A 17,991-nucleotide genomic window follows, 5' to 3' on the forward strand; every position below is an offset into this window, starting at 1 on the left:
CCTTCCATGTCGAACCCGAATCCCTTCTTCGAAGACTCGCTGCCGGCGCGCGATCCGGCGGTGCGCGGCGCCATTCTGAAAGAGCTCGAGCGCCAGCAGTCGCAGATCGAACTGATCGCGTCGGAAAACATCGTATCGCGCGCAGTGCTCGACGCCCAGGGCTCGGTGCTGACCAACAAGTACGCGGAAGGGTATCCGGGCAAGCGGTATTACGGCGGTTGCGAATACGTCGACGAGATCGAGACGCTCGCGCTCGATCGTATCAAGCAGTTGTTCGACGCGAAGTTCGCCAACGTGCAGCCGCATTCCGGCGCGCAGGCCAACGGCGCGGTGATGCTGGCGTTGACGAAGCCGGGCGATACGGTGCTCGGCATGTCGCTCGACGCGGGCGGCCATCTGACGCACGGCGCGAAGCCCGCGTTGTCAGGCAAGTGGTTCAACGCGGTGCAGTACGGCGTGCGGCGCGACACGATGCTGATCGACTACGAACAGATCGAGGAACTGGCGCAACAGCACAAGCCCACGCTGCTGATCGCCGGCTTCTCCGCGTATCCGCGCGCACTCGATTTCGCGCGGCTGCGCGCGATCGCCGACGGCGTAGGCGCGAAGCTGATGGTGGACATGGCGCATATCGCCGGTGTGATCGCGGCGGGCCGTCATGACAACCCCGTCCCGCATGCGCACGTGGTCACGTCGACCACCCACAAGACCTTGCGCGGCCCGCGCGGCGGCTTCGTGCTGACCAACGACGAAGAGATCGCGAAGAAGATCAACTCCGCCGTGTTCCCCGGCTTGCAGGGCGGCCCGCTGATGCACGTGATCGCCGGCAAGGCGGTCGCCTTCGGCGAGGCGCTGCAGCCCGGCTTCAAAACCTATATCGACAGCGTGCTCGCGAACGCGCGGGCGCTCGGCGACGTGCTGAAAGCGGGCGGCGTCGATCTGGTGACGGGCGGCACCGACAACCATCTGCTGCTGGTCGATCTGCGGCCGAAGGGGCTCAAGGGCAACCAGGTCGAGCAGGCGCTGGAGCGCGCGGGCATCACCTGCAACAAGAACGGCATTCCGTTCGATACGGAAAAGCCGACCGTCACCTCCGGTATTCGCCTCGGCACGCCGGCGGCCACGACACGCGGTTTCGGCGTCAGCGAGTTCCGCGAGGTGGGGCGGCTGATCGTCGAGGTGCTCGATGCGCTGCGCGCGTCCCCCGAAGGCGATGCCGCCACCGAACGACGTGTGCGCCGCGAGATTTTCGCGCTGTGCGACCGCTTCCCCATCTACTGATTACGCGTGGAGCAAACGATGAGTCAATTGCACGAGAACAGCATCATCATCGACGGGCTGAACATTTCGAAGTTCGAGCGCTCGGTGTTCGAGGACATGCGCAAGGGCGGCGTGACCGCGGTCAACTGCACGGTGTCGGTCTGGGAAAGCTTTCAGAAGACCGTCGACAACATCGCCGAGATGAAGCAGCAGATCCGCCAGTACAGCGAGATCCTGACGCTGGTGCGCACCACCGAAGACATTTTCCGCGCGAAGAAAGAGAACAAGACCGGCATCATCTTCGGCTTCCAGAACGCGCATGCGTTCGAGGACAACCTCGGCTATATCGAGGCGTTCAAGGATCTCGGCGTCAACGTGGTGCAGCTTTGCTACAACACGCAGAACCTCGTCGGCACCGGTTGCTACGAGCGCGACGGCGGTCTGTCCGGCTACGGGCGCGAAGTGATTCAGGAGATGAACCGCGTCGGCATCATGGTCGATCTGTCGCACGTGGGTGGCAACACCTCGTCGGAGGCGATCGCGGCGTCGAAGAAGCCGGTCTGCTATTCGCATTGCTGCCCGTCCGGGCTCAAGGAGCATCCGCGCAACAAGACCGACGAGCAGTTGAAGGAGATCGCCGATGCGGGCGGCTTCGTCGGCGTGACGATGTTCGCGCCGTTCCTGAAGCGCGGACCGGATGCGACCGTCGAGGACTACATCGAAGCGATCGAGTACGTGGTGAACCTGATCGGCGAGGACCAGGTGGGCATCGGCACCGATTTCACGCAGGGCTACAGCACCGAGTTCTTCGACTGGATCACGCACGACAAGGGCCGTTATCGCCAGTTGACGAATTTCGGCAAGGTCGTGAACCCCGAAGGCATTCGCACGATCGGCGAGTTTCCGAACCTGACGGCCGCGATGGAACGTGCCGGCTGGAGCGAGACGCGCATCCGCAAGATCATGGGCGAAAACTGGGTCCGCGTGTTCGGCGAAGTCTGGAACGTGTGAGCCTTTTTGCAACGGATAAAACGGAGTTCCCACATGCAACCCCAACTGCCCATCGACGTGAATCCGGACACCGGCGTCTGGACCACCGACGCGCTGCCGATGCTGTACGTGCCGCGTCATTTCTTCACCAACAACCACGTCGCCGTCGAGGAGGCGCTCGGCCGCGACACCTACGCCGAGATTCTCTACAAGGCCGGCTACAAGTCCGCGTATTTCTGGTGCGAGAAGGAAGCGAAGCAGCATGGCCTCGCCGGCATGGCGGTATTCGAGCACTACCTGAATCGTCTGTCGCAGCGCGGCTGGGGTCTGTTCCGGATCATCGAAGCCGATCCGGCGAGCTCGCATGCGCGCATCGAACTGCGTCACTCGTCATTCGTGCTCGCGCAGCCGGGCAAGACCGGCAAGCTCTGCTACATGTTCGCCGGCTGGTTCGCGGGCGCGATGGACTGGGTCAACGATACGGCGCCCGACGGCGCGCGCAAAGGCCCGCCGTCGCAATCGAAAGAAGCACGCTGTGCGGCGGAAGGACACGAGCACTGCGTGTTCGAAGTGTCGCCGCTGGCATCAATCTAATCCGAGCATTCCGAGGTCGACCGCGATGCGTTACCCGAACCTTTTCAAGCCGCTCACGTTGAACCAGCTGACGCTGCGCAATCGCATCGTCAGTACCGCGCATGCGGAGGTCTATGCGGAGCCGGGCGGGCTGCCCGGCGACCGTTATATCCGCTACTACGAGGAAAAGGCCAAGGGCGGCGTCGGACTCGCCGTGTGCGGCGGTTCGAGCCCGGTGTCGATCGACAGCCCGCAAGGCTGGTGGAAGTCGGTGAATCTCGCCACTGACAAGATCATCGATCCGCTCGCGCGGCTCGCCGAAGCGATGCATGCGCATGGCGCGAAGATCATGATTCAGGCCACGCACATGGGACGCCGTTCGGCGTTTCACGGCGAGCACTGGCCGCATCTGATGTCGCCGTCGGGCGTGCGCGAACCGGTGCATCGCGGCAACGCGAAGATCATCGAGGTCGAGGAGATCCGCCGCATCATCGGCGACTTCGCGACGGCCGCGAAGCGCGTGAAGGATGCGGGCATGGACGGCATCGAAATCTCGGCCGCGCACCAGCATCTGATCGATCAGTTCTGGAGCCCGCGCACCAACTTCCGGACCGACGAATGGGGCGGCTCGCTCGAGAACCGCCTGCGTTTCGGCGTCGAAGTGTTGCAGGCGGTGCGAGAAGCGGTAGGCGCCGATTTCTGCATCGGCCTGCGCATGTGCGGCGATGAATTCCATGAAGACGGGCTCGATCATCAGCAACTGAAGGAAATCGCCCAGGCGATGAGCGAGAGCGGCCTGATCGACTATCTCGGCGTGATCGGTTCCGGCGCGGACACCCACAACACACTCGCCAACTGCATGCCGCCGATGGCGCTGCCGCCCGAGCCGTTCGTGCATCTCGCGGCCGGCATCAAGCAGGTCGTCAAGGTGCCGGTGATGCACGCGCAAAGCATTCGCGACGCGGGCCAGGCCGAGCGGCTCTTGGCGAGCGGCATGGTCGATCTGGTCGGCATGACGCGTGCGCAGATCGCCGATCCGCATATGGTCATCAAGATCCGCGATGGCCGCGAGGATGAAATCAAGCAGTGCGTCGGCGCGAACTACTGCATCGACCGTCAGTACAACGGGCTCGACGTGCTGTGCGTGCAGAACGCCGCGACCTCGCGCGAAGCGACGATGCCGCACGTGATTACGAAGTCGCGCGGACCGAAGCGCAAGGTCGTGGTGGTCGGCGCGGGCCCGGCGGGACTCGAAGCGGCGCGCGTCGCGAAGTCGCGGGGTCACGACGTGGTGCTGTTCGAGAAGAACGACTACGTGGGCGGCCAGATCATGCTGGCGGCGAAAGCGCCGCAGCGCGAGCAGATGGCGGGCATCGTGCGCTGGTTCGACATGGAGACGAAGCGCCTCGGCGTGGACCGCCGCCTCGGTGTCGCCGCCGACGAGCGCACCATCATGGCCGAGAAGCCCGATATCGTCGTGCTCGCCACCGGCGGTTCGGCGTTCACGTCGCAGGTCGAGGCATGGGGTGTCGACGCGGGGCTCGCGGTCAGTTCGTGGGACGTGCTGGCCGGCAAGGTCGAGCCGGGCAAGAACGTGCTCGTGTACGACGGCGTCAGCACGCATGCGGGCGCGGGCGTCGCCGATTTCATCGCCAGCCGCGGTGGAAACGTGGAGATCGTCACGCCCGACGTGAAGGTCGCCGACGACGTAGGCGGCACCACGTTCCCGATCTTCTATCGCCGTCTGTACGCGCAAGGCGTGATCCATACGCCCAATTACTGGCTCGACAAGGTGTACGAGGAGGACGGCAAGAAGATCGCCGTGATCCGCAACGAGTACACGGAGGAGCAGGAAGAGCGCGCGGTCGATCAGGTGGTGATCGAAAACGGCAGCACGCCGAACGACCAGCTTTACTGGAAGCTGAAACCCGAGTCGGTCAATCGCGGCCAGGTCGACGTTCACAAGCTGTTCGCGTCCGAACCGCAACCGTGTCTGGACGAGCAACTCGGCAACGGTCGCTTCCTGCTGTTCCGTGTCGGCGATTGCATCTCGATGCACAACATTCACGGCGCGATCTACGACGCGCTGCGCCTTTGCAAGGATTTCTGACGATGAGCCCCGTGTTTGTCATCACCGTCCTGCTGTGGGTGTCGATGGCCGGACTTGCGTTCGCGCTGGCGCGCCGCGCCGCCTACTGGCGCGAAGGCCGCGCGAGCGCCGCGGGCGCCTACGGCTGGACCAATCTGCTCAAGATCCCGAAACGCTACTTCGTCGACCTGCATCATGTGGTCGCGCGCGATCCGTACATCGCCCGTACGCACGTCGCCACGGCCGGCGGAGCGATCCTCGCGATGGCGCTCGTGTTCGTCAACTACGGCCTCGCGATCTACTCGCCGTGGCTCGACAAGCTGATCTTTCTCGCCGCGCTGGCGATGCTGATCGGCACGGTGTTCGTCTGGCGCCGCCGGCACGGTGCGAAGACGGTGCCGGCGCGGCTCTCGCATGGACCGTGGGATCAGTTGCCGTTGCTGCTCGGCGCGTTCGCGCTCGGTCTCGCGCTGTTCATCGTGCTGCCGGCGACGGCGATGTCCGGCGCGCTCGCGGTGATCGTCGCGCTGCTGATCGCGGCGGGCGCGTTCACGATGACGTTCGGCGCGGCGCGCGGCGGACCGATGAAGCATGCGTTGGCGGGTCTGCTGCATCTCGCGTTTCATCCGCGTCAGGAGCGCTTTGCCGATGCAACTGCGGCGCGTAGCGCTAGCGACGCCGTACCGCCCACCGCGCTGAAAACGCCGCTGCTCGATGCGAAAGAATACGGTGTCGGCAAGCCGGTCGAGTTCCGCTGGAACCAGCTGCTCAGCTTCGACGCCTGCGTGCAATGCGGCAAATGCGAAGCGGCGTGCCCCGCATTCGCGGCGGGTCAGCCGCTCAATCCGAAGAAGCTGATTCAGGATCTGGTGACCGGCATGGTCGGCGGCACCGACGCGCAGTATGCGGGCAGTCCGACGCCCGGCATTCCGGTCGGCAAGCATGGAGGCGCGCCAGGCAAGCCGCTGATCTCCAGTTTGATCGAAGCGGACACGCTGTGGTCCTGCACCACCTGCCGCGCCTGCGTGCAGGAGTGCCCGATGCTGATCGAGCACGTCGACGCGATCGTCGACATGCGCCGCAATCAGACGCTCGTCGAAGGCAGCGTGCCGGGCAAGGGCCCCGCGACGCTCGCGAATCTGCGCGAAACCGGCAGCATCAACGGCTACGACATCGGCGCGCGCTACGACTGGGCCGTCGATCTGCAGGTGCAGGTCGCGCAGCCGGGCCGTCAGGTGGACGTGCTGCTGATCGCCGGCGAGGGTGCGTTCGACATGCGCTATCAGCGCACGCTGCGCGCGCTCGTCAAGGTGCTGAACCGTGCGGGAGTCGATTACGCGGTGCTGGGCAGCGTCGAGACCGATACCGGCGACACCGCGCGACGCCTCGGCGACGAAGCGACGTTCCAGCAACTCGCGCGGACGCTGATCGGCACGCTCGCGCAGTACTCGTTCACGCGCATCGTTACCGCCGATCCGCATGTCCTGCATAGCCTGCGCAACGAGTATCGCGCGCTCGGCGGCTTCTACAAGGTGCAGCATCACACGGCGTTGATCGACGAACTGATCGCGAGCGGCAAGCTGTCGCCGCGCGTGGCCGCAGCCGTCGCGGAACGCAACATCACGTATCACGACCCGTGCTATCTGGGCCGCTACAACGGCGAGACGGAGGCGCCGCGCCGCGTGCTGAAGAGCATCGGCATCAAGGTGGTCGAGATGGAACGTCACGGACTGCGCGGCCGCTGCTGCGGTGGCGGCGGCGGCGCACCGTTGACCGATATTCCCGGCAAACGGCGCATTCCCGACATCCGTATCGACGACGCGCGTGCGAGCGGCGCTGAAATTGTCGCGGTCGGCTGTCCGAATTGCACGGCGATGCTCGAAGGGGTGGTGGGGCCGCGTCCGGAAGTGCTGGACGTAGCCGAACTGGTCGCCGCGGCGCTGGAGTAACGCGATGATGAATACGCTCAAACGAATCAATCCGCGCCGGCCGTTCACGGTGACGGCACAAGGGCTCCGGCGCATCACGCTCGGCGTCGTCGGTATCGCGGGCGCTGACGGTGGCGCGCTAGCCGACGCACGTCACGCCGCGCATCTCGAACAGCCGAAGCCGCGCCGCACGACGCTCACGCCGCATCACGTACTGCTGGTCGCGGCGCACACGGACCGCGGCGCGCTCGATGAACATGCGCGCCAGACGCTCGCCGCCGCCGCGCTGATCGCGGACGCGCACACCGAAGTCGTGCTGCTCGCGTTCGGCGAATTCACCGGCGATGCCGCCGCGCTCGGCGCGGACAAGCTGATCGAATTGCCGATCTTCGATCGCCGCATGTACGCACCGGCCGATGAACTGAACGCACTGGCCGCCTGCATCGCGGCCTACTCGCCAGCCCATGTGTTCCTGCCCGACAACGCGACCGGCGACGGCGATCTAGGCCGACGTTACGCGGCAGCCGTCGATGCAAGCGTCGCGACGCACATCGTCGAGATCGATGCCGGGCATGTGTCCACCTATATCCGCGCGAATACGGCGTACGCGAGGCGCGCGCTGCCCGAAGTCGTGCTGCTCGAGCCGAATGCGGTCGATCCGAAGCTGCCGTTCGTCGGCGCGGGCGAGCGGGTCGCTTGGCGCGTCGACCGTGAGGCGGACAGCGCGGTCGCGCAACCCGCGATACGCGATCTCGGCATCGACGAAATCGACGCGGCGCAGGTCGCGCTGGAAGAGGCGGACTTCATCGTGTCGGCGGGCAACGGCGTGAGCGACGTGCCTGCGTTCGAGCGGCTTGCGACGACCCTCGGCGCGGCGATCGGCGCGAGCCGGGTCGCCGTCGACGACGGCAAGTTCACGCGCGACAAGCAGATCGGCGCGACCGGCAAGACCGTCGAGGCGAGCGTGTATATCGCGTTCGGCATCTCCGGCGCGGTGCAGCATCTGCAGGGCATCAAGGATTGCCGCCATGTGATCGCGGTCAATCTCGACGCGAGCGCGCCGATCGCCAAACGCGCGAATCTGACCGTGATCGCGGACGCGCAGGAAACCATCGCGGCGCTCAACGAAGCGGCGGCCGCGGCGCGCGGCGCGCGCGCGACTTCGGCCGCGCTGCTGCAACCGGGCAAGCTTGCCGAAGGAGTGCTCGCATGAAGATCGCCGTGCTGGTTTCAGTTGGACGTCATCCGGTCAGCGGCGTCGCGCGCTACAGCCGCAACGATGCGGCGGCGTTGACGCTGGCGCTGTCGCTCGTCAAAACGCACGGCGCGACGCTCGACGTGCTGCACGCGGGCGACCCGTCGAACGCCGCATTGAACGAGTATCTGGCGCTCGGCGCGCGCTCGGTCGAAGTGCTGGAAATGTCACCCGACGCCGATCCGGCGTCGCAACTCGCCGCGCGTTTGCGTGGCTACGAACTGGTGTTGACCGGCACGCGCGCCGAAGGCGGCTTCGATAGCGGCATGCTGCCGTATCGCGTTGCGCATGCGCTGGCGGTGCCGCTCGTCGGCGCCGCCGTCGAACTCGCGCTGCGCGACGGCTGCGCGCAGGTCCGGCAGTTCATGCCGAAGGGTTTGCGACGGCGCGTCGAAGTGCGGCTGCCGGCATTGATCGCCGTGCATCCGCTCGCGAGCGTCGCGACTTCGTATGCGTATGCACGGCTGCGCGAAGGCACGATCGAGCGCGCCGCCGCGCCGGTCGGCGACACGCGGCGCGGCACTACTCCCGAACAGTCCGCATGGACCGTCGGCCCCGTCACCGCGAAACCGGTGCGGCTCGCCGCTGCCGAAAAGCGCTCGGGCCACGCCCGCATGCTGTCGGCGACGACGACCGAGAGCCGCGGCGGCAGCGTCGTAATTGAAGGGAGTTCCGTCGAAAAAGCACAAGTGATTCTCGCGTATTTGCGCGAGCATCAACTGGTGGATTACTGAATTCCAGTTCGGCCAGCATGCGACCAGGAGGGCCTGGCGCGGCGCCAGACGTGACACGCATCGGAGCACACAATGAAAGTTTCCGCAGACGTTCGCGCAATGATCGAACGCCGTAAGCAGAATTACACGCTGGAAGCGCCGTTCTACACGAGCGAGGATATTTTCGCGCTCGATATCGACGCGATTTTCCGCCAGCACTGGATTCAGGTCGCGGTCGAGCCCGACGTGCCCGAACCCGGCGACTACGTAACGGTCGAGATCGGCCACGATTCGATCCTGATCGTGCGCGACGACGACATGCAGATTCGCGCGTTTCATAACGTGTGCCGCCATCGCGGCGCGCGTCTGTGCAATACCGGCAAGGGCTCGCTCGGCAATATCGTCTGCCCGTATCACAGCTGGACGTATAACCTCAATGGCGACCTGATGTTCGCCGAGCACATGGGCGAACAGTTCGACCGCTGCAAACATAGCCTCAAGGCGGTGCATGTCGAGAATCTCGCCGGACTGATTTTCATCTGCCTCGCCGAGCAGCCGCCCGCGGATTTTTCGGTGATGCGCGCCGCGATGGAGCCGTATCTGTTGCCGCACGATCTGGCCGGCTGCAAGATCGCCGCTTCGATCGACATCGTCGAGGACGGCAACTGGAAGCTGACGATGGAGAACAATCGCGAGTGCTATCACTGCGTCGCGAACCATCCCGAGCTGACCATCTCGCTGTACGAATACGGCTTCGGTTATCAGCGCACGCCGGCGAACGAGGAGGGCATGGCCGCGTTCGAGGCGACGGTCGCGCGTCGCACCGCGCAGTGGGAGGCGATGCAGTTGCCGTCGGCGGAAATCGAGCGGCTCGCCGATCTGGTCACCGGGTTCCGTACGCAACGTCTGCCGCTCGATCGCGACGGCGAATCACAGACACTCGACGCGAAGGTCGCCTCGAAGAAACTGCTCGGCGGGCTCGAGCATGCCGATCTCGGCGGACTGTCGTTCTGGACCCAGCCGAATTCGTGGCATCACTTCATGAGCGACCACATCGTCAGCTTCTCGGTGATTCCGCTGTCGGCCGGCAAGACGCTCGTGCGCACCAAATGGCTCGTGCACAAGGACGCGCGCGAAGGGATCGATTACGACGTCGACAATCTGACCGCCGTGTGGCGCGCGACCAACGATCAGGATCGGGCGCTGGTCGAATATTCGCAGCGCGGCGCGACGAGCAGCGCGTATGAGCCGGGTCCGTATTCGCCGTTCACCGAAGGACTCGTCGAAAAGTTTTGCGAGTGGTATATCGGCCGCCTCGCAGACTACGACGCGAACCCGCAAACGTCGCACGACGAGAAAGTCGTGTCGTTCGTGCGCTGAGTGCAATACCGCAATGAGGAGCGGGGGGACAACCATGATGCGAGATCAGGCCATGTTTCAACCGGGCATCGATCAGACTGCACACGATCCAGCCGGCGCGCCGAGCCGCGTCACGCAGCCGCGCTTCTGGGACGCGCTGCCCGCGCGCTGGAATAGCGACGCCGACGACACGCTGGAGTGCTGCCAGGTTCGCAGCGAGACGCACGACGTGAAGAGTTTCTTCTTCCGCGCGCCATCCGGCCGGGCCTTCGTGTTCGAGCCGGGGCAGTTCATCACGCTGGAGTTGGAGATAAACGGCGAGCGGATCAATCGCTGCTATACGATCTCGTCGCCGCCCACGCGGCCGCATACGATTTCGATCACCGTCAAGCGCGTGCCGGGCGGCCCGGTGTCCAACTGGCTGCACGATCATCTGCATGCAGGCATGCAGGTGCGCGTGCTGGGCCCCGCCGGCGAATTCACCTGCGCGCGGCACCCGGCGCGCAAATTCCTGTTTCTGTCGGCGGGCTCGGGCATCACGCCGTTGATGTCGATGAGCCGCGCGCATCATGAACTCGGCGAGGACAGTGACATCGTCTTCGTGCACAGCGCGCGCACGCCGGACGACATTATCTTCGCGCGCGAACTCGATCTGATCGCCGCCAATCAGGCGCATTTCCGCACCGCGTTCGTTTGCGAGCGCGTGGGCGCGCGCACCAATTGGCCCGGCATCACCGGCTTTCTGACGCTGCCGCTGCTGAAGCTGATCGCGCCGGATTTTCTGGAGCGGGAAATTTTCACGTGCGGTCCAGCGCCGTATATGCAGGCAGTGCGCAAGCTGCTCGACGAAGGTGGCTTCGATCGCCAGCACTATCACGAGGAAAGCTTCTCGTTCGAGACCGTCGGCGAAGCGGCCGCGCAATTGGCTGAAGCGCACGTCGCGGACGCGCTGAAGGATGCGCCGCCCGCGGTCGACACTGAAACGCGTTTCAAGGTGAGCTTTACGCGCAGTCATCGCGAGATCGAGTGCGGTAGCGGCCAGCATGTGCTCGATGCGGCGAAGCAGGCGGGCGTGCGGCTGCCGGCGTCCTGCACGCAGGGCATGTGCGGCACCTGCAAGGTGAAACTCGTGTCCGGCGAAGTGGCGATGAAGCACGCCGGCGGTATCCGTCAGCGCGAGATCGATCAGGGCATGGTGCTGCTGTGCTGTAGCAAGCCGCTGACCGATCTGGTCGTCGACAAGTAATACGACAACAGCCCTACAAATACAGGGCGGATTTGCGTGGAAGTCGCATGTGGACAACTGCATGTCGCAAAACGACGCTACCCGGCAATTCTGGTTGGCGATTCTAAATGCGCGATGAGTGGTTCGATGGCAAACGCGTCAGTGGGCAAATGGATCAACGGGAGAACGTCGATGAGACTGATCGGTAAGGTAGTGGTGGCAAGCGCGTTGGGGGTGATGCTGGCGGCGGTCAGTGCGGGTGTGTCGGCCGATTCGAAGCCGACCATCAAGATCGGTTACGTGGAGGGCTGGGACGATAGTGTCGCGACATCGAACGTGGCTGCCGAGGTGATCGAAAAGCGCCTCGGTTATCAGGTGCAGCTGGTGCCGGTGGCGGCCGGCGTGATGTGGCAGGGCGTGGCGCGCGGCGATCTCGACGCGACGCTGTCCGCCTGGCTGCCGGTCACGCACGGCGCGTACTGGAACAACTTCAAGGACAAGGTGGTCGACCTCGGGCCGAACTTCAACGACGCGAAGATCGGTCTGATCGTACCGGACAACGTGGACGTGAAGAGCGTCGGCGATCTGCAGGCGAAGAAGGCGGAATTCGGCGCGCGCATCGTCGGCATCGACGCCGGTGCGGGCGTGATGCAGAAAACCAGCGAGGCGATCAAGGCCTACGGGCTCGACTATCAGCTGATGCCTAGCTCCGGCAGTGCGATGACCGCCGAACTGGCGCGCTCGGAGGCGGCCAGCAAGCCGATCATCGTGACCGGCTGGAAGCCGCACTGGATGTTCGCGAAGTACAAGCTGAAATTCCTCGACGATCCGAAGAAGGTATTCGGTGAAGCGGAGCATGTGGATAGCGTGGTGAATCCCGAGCTCGAGAAAAAAGCGCCGACCGTGGTCGCGTTCCTGAAGAAGTTCCAATGGAAGCCGGGTGAGATCGACACCGTGATGCTGGCCACGCAGAATGGCGAAAAGCCTGCCGCGGCCGCCGACGCGTGGATCAGCGCGCATTCGGACCGGGTGGACAGCTGGGTGAAGTAAGCCGGCAGGCGTCGACAAGCGTCGGCGCCGCACAGACGAACAGAAAGACGCCGCTTTTCAGCGGCGTTTTTCCGTTTACCGCAGCACCACGGTGCGCTCGCCGTTGATGAATACGCGTCGCTCGACGAACGCCTTCACCGCGCGCGCGAGCGTGATGCATTCGACGTCGCGTCCGGTCGCGAGCAGCCGTTCGGGGCTGTACGAGTGATCGACCGGTTCGACTCCCTGCTCGATGATCGGACCTTCGTCGAGATCGTCGGTGACGAAATGCGCGGTAGCGCCGATCACTTTGACGCCGCGCGCATGGGCCTGATGGTACGGTTTCGCGCCCTTGAAGCCGGGCAGGAACGAATGGTGGATATTGATCGCGCGTCCGGCGAGCGCGCGGCTCGTTTCGCCCGACAGGATCTGCATGTAGCGCGCGAGAATCAGCAGTTCCGCGCCGGACGCGTCGAACAGCTCGAGCAGTTGGGCTTCCTGTTGCGGCTTCGTGTCGGCGGTAATCGGCAGATGATGGAACGGCAAGCCGTGCTGCCGCGCGAGCGGTTCGAGATCGCGATGATTGGAGCCGATGGCGACGATGTCCATCTGCAGTTCGCCCATGCGCCAGCGAAACAGCAGGTCGGCGAGACAGTGTTCGAGTTTGGACACCATGATCATGACTTTCGGCCGGACCGACAGATCGTGGATCGCCCAGGTCATCCGGAAGCGTTCGGCGATCGGCGCGAATTCCCGCTTCAGCGTGCCGAACTGCAGCGGGTCGTCGCGATCGACGTGGTGAAACACGCAGCGCACGAAAAAGCGTTCGCTGAGTTCGTCGTCGAATACGGTGAGTTCATCGACGTAGCAACGATGCCGTTCGAGAAAGCCGGCGACGGCGGCAACCTGGCCCGCCGCGCTCGGACACGCGACGGTGAGAACCCCTTGAGCAGGACGGGAAACGGCGGACATAAGCTCTCCACATTGACGATCAGGCGCTGCCGCGGGGCGCGGCGCGCATGGTCGCAGTAGAGCAAATCGGGCGATTGCGGGGATAGAAGCTAACCGCCGTTGCGCTGGAACGGGAACGCCAGGAGCATTGGCAGCAGCTAATCCGCCGCGTCTGCCGCGAGCCTTCGCTTGAGCGTATCGATCAACGCGCGCACTTTCGCCGGTGGGTGACTGGTCGGCGGGAACACGGCCTGGATGCTCGCGGGCGCGCTCGCCCAGTCGGGCAGCAGCCGGATCAGCCGTCCGGCCGCGACGTCGTCGGCGATCGAAAAATCCGTCAACAGACCGAAGCCGCCGCCTGCGAGCGTCGCCGCGCGGCAGGCGTCGGCCGTGTTGACGCGCAACGCGGACGTGCAGCGCACGCTCGCGGTTTTGCCGTCGGCGTGCCGCAGCTCGAGCGTCAACGGATGCGGCAGCACCGACAACGAGCAGTAGGGCAAGGCCTCCAGCGCGGCCGGCGTGCCCGGCGCGCCCCACGTCCGCAGGAACTCGGGACTCGCGACGAGCCACTTGACGAAACTGCCGAGCTTCACCGCGCGATAGTTGGAATCCGCGAGGCGGCCAAGCCGGATCGCGACGTCGATGCCATCGGCGATCAGATCGACATAGCGGTCGCTGCTCGATAGTTCGACGTCGAGCTGCGGATGCGTGCGGCGCAGTTCGACCAGCGCGGGTGCGACGACGAGTGTGCCGTAGTCGTTCGGCGCACTGGCGCGCAGCGTGCCGCGCACCGGCGAGGTTTCCCCGCCGAGCACGTTCAGCGCGTCCTCGGTGGCGCGCAGAATCTTCACGCTCGCCTCGTAGAACGTGCGGCCGGCCTCGGTGACGCCGAGCCGCCGGGTGGTGCGCACCAGCAGGCTCGCGCCGACCTCCGCCTCGAGCCGCTGCATGTGCGTGCTGACCATCGTCTTCGCGAGTCCGAGCCGCGTCGCGGCGGCGCTCAGCGAGCCCGCGTCGATGACCGCGACGAAGATCGCGAGTCGGTTCAGGTTCACGCTGCGCACGTCGGCCATGATCGATTGTCCATTCTCGCTTGACTGTGTTTCCCGGATTATCGGGCTTCCGCGCGACACTGCCTACGCCTATGCTCGGCGTGTCATTCAACCCATCCGGAGCCCTGCATGCCCGCCGCCAGACCCGCCGAGCCCATCAAGCTGTATACGACGCTGCTATCAGGCCACGGCCATCGCGTGAAGCTGTTTCTGACGCTGCTCGATCTGCCGTTCGAGGTCATCGAGCTGGACATGAAGGCGGGCGAGAACCGCACGCCCGAGTACCTCGCGCTGAACCCGTTCGGTCAGGTGCCGACGATTCAGGACGGCGAACTCACGCTGTTCGATTCGAACGCGATTCTCGTCTATCTGGCGAAGCGCTATGGCGACGCGTCGTGGCTGCCGGACGATCCGCTTGGCGCCGCGGCGGTGCAGCGCTGGCTGTCGCTCGCGGCGGGCCAGATCGCATACGGGCCGTGCGCGGCGCGGCTCGTTACCGTGTTCGGCGCGCCGCTCGATCACGAGCGCGCGAAGAAGATCGCCATCAAGCTGTTCGACGTGATCGACGAGGAGCTTGCCGGCAAGCGGTTCGTGGCTGGCGAGCACGTCACCGTCGCCGATATCGCCGCGCACACGTATATCGCTCACGCGCCCGAGGGCGGCGTGTCGTTGCGGCCCTATCCGAACATATGCGCGTGGCTGCGCCGCGTTGAGGCACTGCCGCGTTTCATCGCGATGCCGTCGACGAAAGCGGGGTTGCTGGCGGCGTGATACGCGTTCAGGCGCGCGTCAGATTTTGCAAGGGAGTCCGATTATGTCCGAGTTCGTTCTGTTGAATAACTGGGGAGCCGACACGTCGCCGTTTCATGCCGGCGAGCAGGACGCCCAGCAGCGTGCGGGCGTGCGTGACGCGGCGGAGTCGATGGGACGCCGGGGCATTCGCCGTTTCATGCCGGAGCAGCATCGCGACTTCTTCGCCGCGCAGCCATTCGTCGTGATCGGCGGCGTGGATGCGAGCGGTCAGCCGTGGGCGACGCTGCGCGCGGGTGCGCCGGGTTTCGTGTCGTCACCGGATGCGCGCACGCTGCGCATCGAAGGCGGCGCACTGGCTGGCGATCCGCTCGCCGCGGCTTGGCGCGATGGCGCGCAGATCGGGATGCTGGGCATCGAGCCGCGCACGCGACGGCGCAATCGGGCGAACGGCGTCGTACGGTCGGTGGATGGGGACACGTTGCGGGTCGAAGTCATGCAGAGCTTCGGCAATTGCCCGAAGTACATCCAGAGCCGCACGCCGTTTTTTATCGAGCGCGACGCGTCCGCGACGACCGCACAGCCCGAAGTCGCCACGCATCTGAGCAGTGCCGACCGTGCATTGCTCGCGAACGCGGACACGTTCTTTATCGCCAGTGCGAATCTGAGCGAGGAAGCGGGGCTAGGGAAGGGCGTCGACGTTTCGCATCGCGGCGGCGCGTCGGGTTTCGTGCGCGTGGACGACGCCAATACGCTGACCGCACCCGACTACAGCGGCAACCGCTTTTTCAACACGATCGGCAACCTTATGCGCGATCCACGCGCAGGCCTGCTGTTCATCGACTTCGCGACCGGCGATCTGCTTTATCTGGCGGTGCAGGCGGAGATCATCTGGGAAGGCGACGAGCTGGCGTCATTTGCGGGCGCGCAACGGCTGGTGCGGTTTCATGTGAACGAAGTGCGGCGCAGCCGCGGCGCGTTGCCGTTCCAATGGTCGGAGGTCGAACTCGCGCCGCAGTTTCTGCCGAAAGTTCGAGAAAGCGCGTGACCCAGTGCGCACGCGCGTGCTTTAGTTGGGTGCGGCGATCGATTTACTGCGCATTCCTGCCCAGCCGATAGGACACGCCGAGTCGGGTGGCCAGTTGCCAGACGTAGACTCGCGAGTACGAGATGCCGAACTGGCGGCTGATCAGTTCGCGCATGCGGGCATTGCTCCAACCGTCGGCGTCGAAGCCATAGTCTCGTGGCGAGGCCCTCAGCGCCTCGGCCAGCCAGTCCAGATCCGCCACCGCGAGCGCGGAATGGCGGCCGCCGACGCTCATGTTTCTGAGCGCATCGAGCCCGCCTTGCTCCAGCAACTTGCGATATCGCTCGACCGTGGTTTTGGCCATGCCCATCTGTTTCGCGACCTCGGCCGCAGCGACGCCGTCGAGCAGCTTTTTGCCCGCGGTAAGACGCCGTGCGACGGTCGGCAAATCCTCATTCAGTCGATGCATCGGAGAACTCCGCCGTTAGGTAGCTAACCGGACTGCAATCGGTCGCCGGGGTAGACAGAGAGAAGGGCGCGCCACTTACAGATAATCGAAAATTCGCCCGCTGTGTCCAAAAGAAAAAAAATCAATCGCACCTTTTCTCCGATAGAAAATGACGCAAATTTCGCGTAAGGCGGTCGCGCGACGTTTTCTTTCTGCAATCTTAAAGATCTTTCTTGCGATTGAATTTAACGTTTGCTAACCTGATTGAACTCATTTAAAAAAACGTATCAATTCTACTTGGCTCGTTCTGGCGAGCCGGCATAACGTGAGGCCCCTTACGGCTTGAGGTTGGCCGCTTTTGAGTGCAGCAGCCTGACAGAAGCCTGGACCGTTTCAATGCGTGGCTTCCGGTTTTGCGAATGTTATTTGAATGCATTTTTTCGATGCAGGACGGAGATATTCGCCGCAGACCCCTGCACGCAAGGTGCTGGAAATTGAAAACCCGTTCGCTTCGGTTTTTCAGCGGATTATAGGTGAACGTAGTATTCGCGCAGAGCGGTGCGGTGAATCCCGTATCCAGTAACCATCTGCTTAATATAGCTGCGTCGTTCAATACCTGAAAAAATACTTTATGCCGGGCACTTTCTGATTCGTTATGCATAACCGCAATATGAGGTGACAGCACTTTCATCGGTTGGCATTCTGCGTTTGCAAGCAGGCGGTAAGGAGAACGAGATGAACCCGGATAGGACCCGCGATATTGCCGCGATGCTGTTGCGCGCAGCCAGGCGCAAAAGACTCGTGACTTATCAGGAACTGCACGCGCTTTTCGGTCGAGACGAACCGTTGCATAGCCGCTATCGCGCATTGGAGGACGCGGCGCGCTCGCTGAGCGATTGCGCGTGCCTCGACTATGGTTGCCTGATGAGCCTCGACAACGGCCTGCCGGGCGATGACTTTTTTAACCGCTTCAGGCACGGCCGGCCGCGAGAATACGAAAAGGTGATGGGCTTCGGATCGGCGGGACGCTCGACGACCAAGAAACGACTGATTGCGGATGCCGAGCGTGTGCGGGTGTTCGAGCATGCGTCGCAGAACGCGGCAGGTGGGAACGCAGCGAACACGTTGCGTCCGTACGCGACGTCGAAATGCACGTAGCCCGTGGAAAAATCCGCGCACGCTGGGTGAGGTCGGATGAAGTGGCCCTTGGGCCGCTTTTCGAAGCCTACGTAATTTGACATAAGATAAATTATCAACAATAGATTTGTCGGTCCCAAATAGAAATGTCGGGTTTCCGCTAAATAGAAATGTCGTGTTCTGGGTAGTTTGAGCGCCGGACATC

16 protein-coding genes are annotated in these 17,991 nt (G+C 64.1%); 13 read left to right on the forward strand and 3 right to left on the reverse strand.

The genetic code is table 11. The features are described from left to right. Positions 1 to 6 precede the first annotated feature (6 nt). The 10 genes from EVC45_RS25385 to EVC45_RS25430 all read left to right on the forward strand — a co-directional run bounded on the left by EVC45_RS25385 (position 7) and on the right by EVC45_RS25430 (position 12,442). On the forward strand, positions 7 to 1,281 hold the full coding sequence (locus EVC45_RS25385; RefSeq protein WP_129960987.1) for a serine hydroxymethyltransferase: 1,275 nt from the start codon (positions 7 to 9) through the stop codon (positions 1,279 to 1,281). A gap of 18 nt (positions 1,282 to 1,299) precedes the next feature. Then, entirely contained in the window at positions 1,300 to 2,271 is a 972-nt protein-coding gene (locus tag EVC45_RS25390; protein ID WP_129960988.1) for a dipeptidase, read from the forward strand. Positions 2,272 to 2,304: 33 nt separating this feature from the next. Then, positions 2,305 to 2,844 carry a DUF5943 domain-containing protein gene (locus EVC45_RS25395; RefSeq protein ID WP_129960989.1) on the forward strand — a complete coding sequence of 180 codons (540 nt, stop codon included), beginning with the start codon at positions 2,305 to 2,307 and terminating at the stop codon, positions 2,842 to 2,844. 25 nt (positions 2,845 to 2,869) lie between these two features. Then, positions 2,870 to 4,933 (forward strand): NADH:flavin oxidoreductase, encoded by a 2,064-nt coding sequence (locus tag EVC45_RS25400; RefSeq protein WP_129960990.1) that lies wholly within the window; start codon positions 2,870 to 2,872, stop codon positions 4,931 to 4,933. Positions 4,934 to 4,935: 2 nt separating this feature from the next. Further along, complete coding sequence (locus tag EVC45_RS25405; protein WP_129960991.1) at positions 4,936 to 6,861, forward strand: (Fe-S)-binding protein; 1,926 nt, start codon at positions 4,936 to 4,938, stop codon at positions 6,859 to 6,861. A 7-nt stretch (positions 6,862 to 6,868) separates the two neighbouring features. Beyond that, positions 6,869 to 8,053 carry an electron transfer flavoprotein subunit alpha/FixB family protein gene (locus tag EVC45_RS25410; protein WP_211193475.1) on the forward strand — a complete coding sequence of 395 codons (1,185 nt, stop codon included), beginning with the start codon at positions 6,869 to 6,871 and terminating at the stop codon, positions 8,051 to 8,053. Beyond that, a complete protein-coding gene (locus EVC45_RS25415; RefSeq protein WP_129960993.1) occupies positions 8,050 to 8,829 on the forward strand; it encodes an electron transfer flavoprotein subunit beta/FixA family protein in 780 nt (259 codons plus the stop codon). The genes EVC45_RS25410 and EVC45_RS25415 overlap by 4 nt, the downstream gene beginning before the upstream one ends. A gap of 72 nt (positions 8,830 to 8,901) precedes the next feature. Next, positions 8,902 to 10,188, forward strand: a complete 1,287-nt coding sequence (locus EVC45_RS25420; protein WP_129960994.1) for an SRPBCC family protein — start codon at positions 8,902 to 8,904, stop codon at positions 10,186 to 10,188. Positions 10,189 to 10,222: 34 nt separating this feature from the next. After that, positions 10,223 to 11,413: a hybrid-cluster NAD(P)-dependent oxidoreductase gene (locus EVC45_RS25425; RefSeq protein WP_129960995.1), complete on the forward strand. Its 1,191-nt coding sequence runs from the start codon at positions 10,223 to 10,225 to the stop codon at positions 11,411 to 11,413. A gap of 171 nt (positions 11,414 to 11,584) precedes the next feature. Further along, positions 11,585 to 12,442, forward strand: a complete 858-nt coding sequence (locus tag EVC45_RS25430; RefSeq protein ID WP_129960996.1) for a glycine betaine ABC transporter substrate-binding protein — start codon at positions 11,585 to 11,587, stop codon at positions 12,440 to 12,442. A 75-nt stretch (positions 12,443 to 12,517) separates the two neighbouring features. Here the strand turns inward: EVC45_RS25430 and purU are convergent, their stop codons facing one another. Together purU and EVC45_RS25440 are read right to left on the reverse strand one after the other, a co-directional pair. Further along, positions 12,518 to 13,393: a formyltetrahydrofolate deformylase gene (gene purU, locus EVC45_RS25435; RefSeq protein WP_129960997.1), complete on the reverse strand. Its 876-nt coding sequence runs from the start codon at positions 13,391 to 13,393 to the stop codon at positions 12,518 to 12,520. A 137-nt stretch (positions 13,394 to 13,530) separates the two neighbouring features. Beyond that, positions 13,531 to 14,445, reverse strand: a complete 915-nt coding sequence (locus EVC45_RS25440) for a LysR family transcriptional regulator (RefSeq protein WP_129960998.1) — start codon at positions 14,443 to 14,445, stop codon at positions 13,531 to 13,533. A 108-nt stretch (positions 14,446 to 14,553) separates the two neighbouring features. On the opposite strand from EVC45_RS25440, the gene EVC45_RS25445 reads away from it, so the two are divergent. Together EVC45_RS25445 and EVC45_RS25450 are read left to right on the forward strand one after the other, a co-directional pair. Further along, the gene (locus EVC45_RS25445) at positions 14,554 to 15,195 is read left to right on the forward strand and encodes a glutathione S-transferase family protein (RefSeq protein WP_129960999.1); all 642 of its coding nucleotides are present in this window, start codon (positions 14,554 to 14,556) and stop codon (positions 15,193 to 15,195) included. Between the two features lie 43 nt (positions 15,196 to 15,238). After that, positions 15,239 to 16,222 (forward strand): pyridoxamine 5'-phosphate oxidase family protein, encoded by a 984-nt coding sequence (locus tag EVC45_RS25450; RefSeq protein ID WP_129961000.1) that lies wholly within the window; start codon positions 15,239 to 15,241, stop codon positions 16,220 to 16,222. Positions 16,223 to 16,265: 43 nt separating this feature from the next. On the opposite strand, the gene EVC45_RS25455 is transcribed toward EVC45_RS25450, so the two are convergent. Further along, a complete protein-coding gene (locus tag EVC45_RS25455; RefSeq protein WP_129961001.1) occupies positions 16,266 to 16,670 on the reverse strand; it encodes a helix-turn-helix domain-containing protein in 405 nt (134 codons plus the stop codon). A 714-nt stretch (positions 16,671 to 17,384) separates the two neighbouring features. On the opposite strand from EVC45_RS25455, the gene EVC45_RS25460 reads away from it, so the two are divergent. Continuing rightward, complete coding sequence (locus EVC45_RS25460; RefSeq protein ID WP_129961002.1) at positions 17,385 to 17,807, forward strand: hypothetical protein; 423 nt, start codon at positions 17,385 to 17,387, stop codon at positions 17,805 to 17,807. The last annotated feature ends 184 nt before the right edge of the window (positions 17,808 to 17,991 follow it).

It is taken from the genome of Paraburkholderia sp. UYCP14C (assembly GCF_004197395.1).
GTDB lineage: Bacteria > Pseudomonadota > Gammaproteobacteria > Burkholderiales > Burkholderiaceae > Paraburkholderia.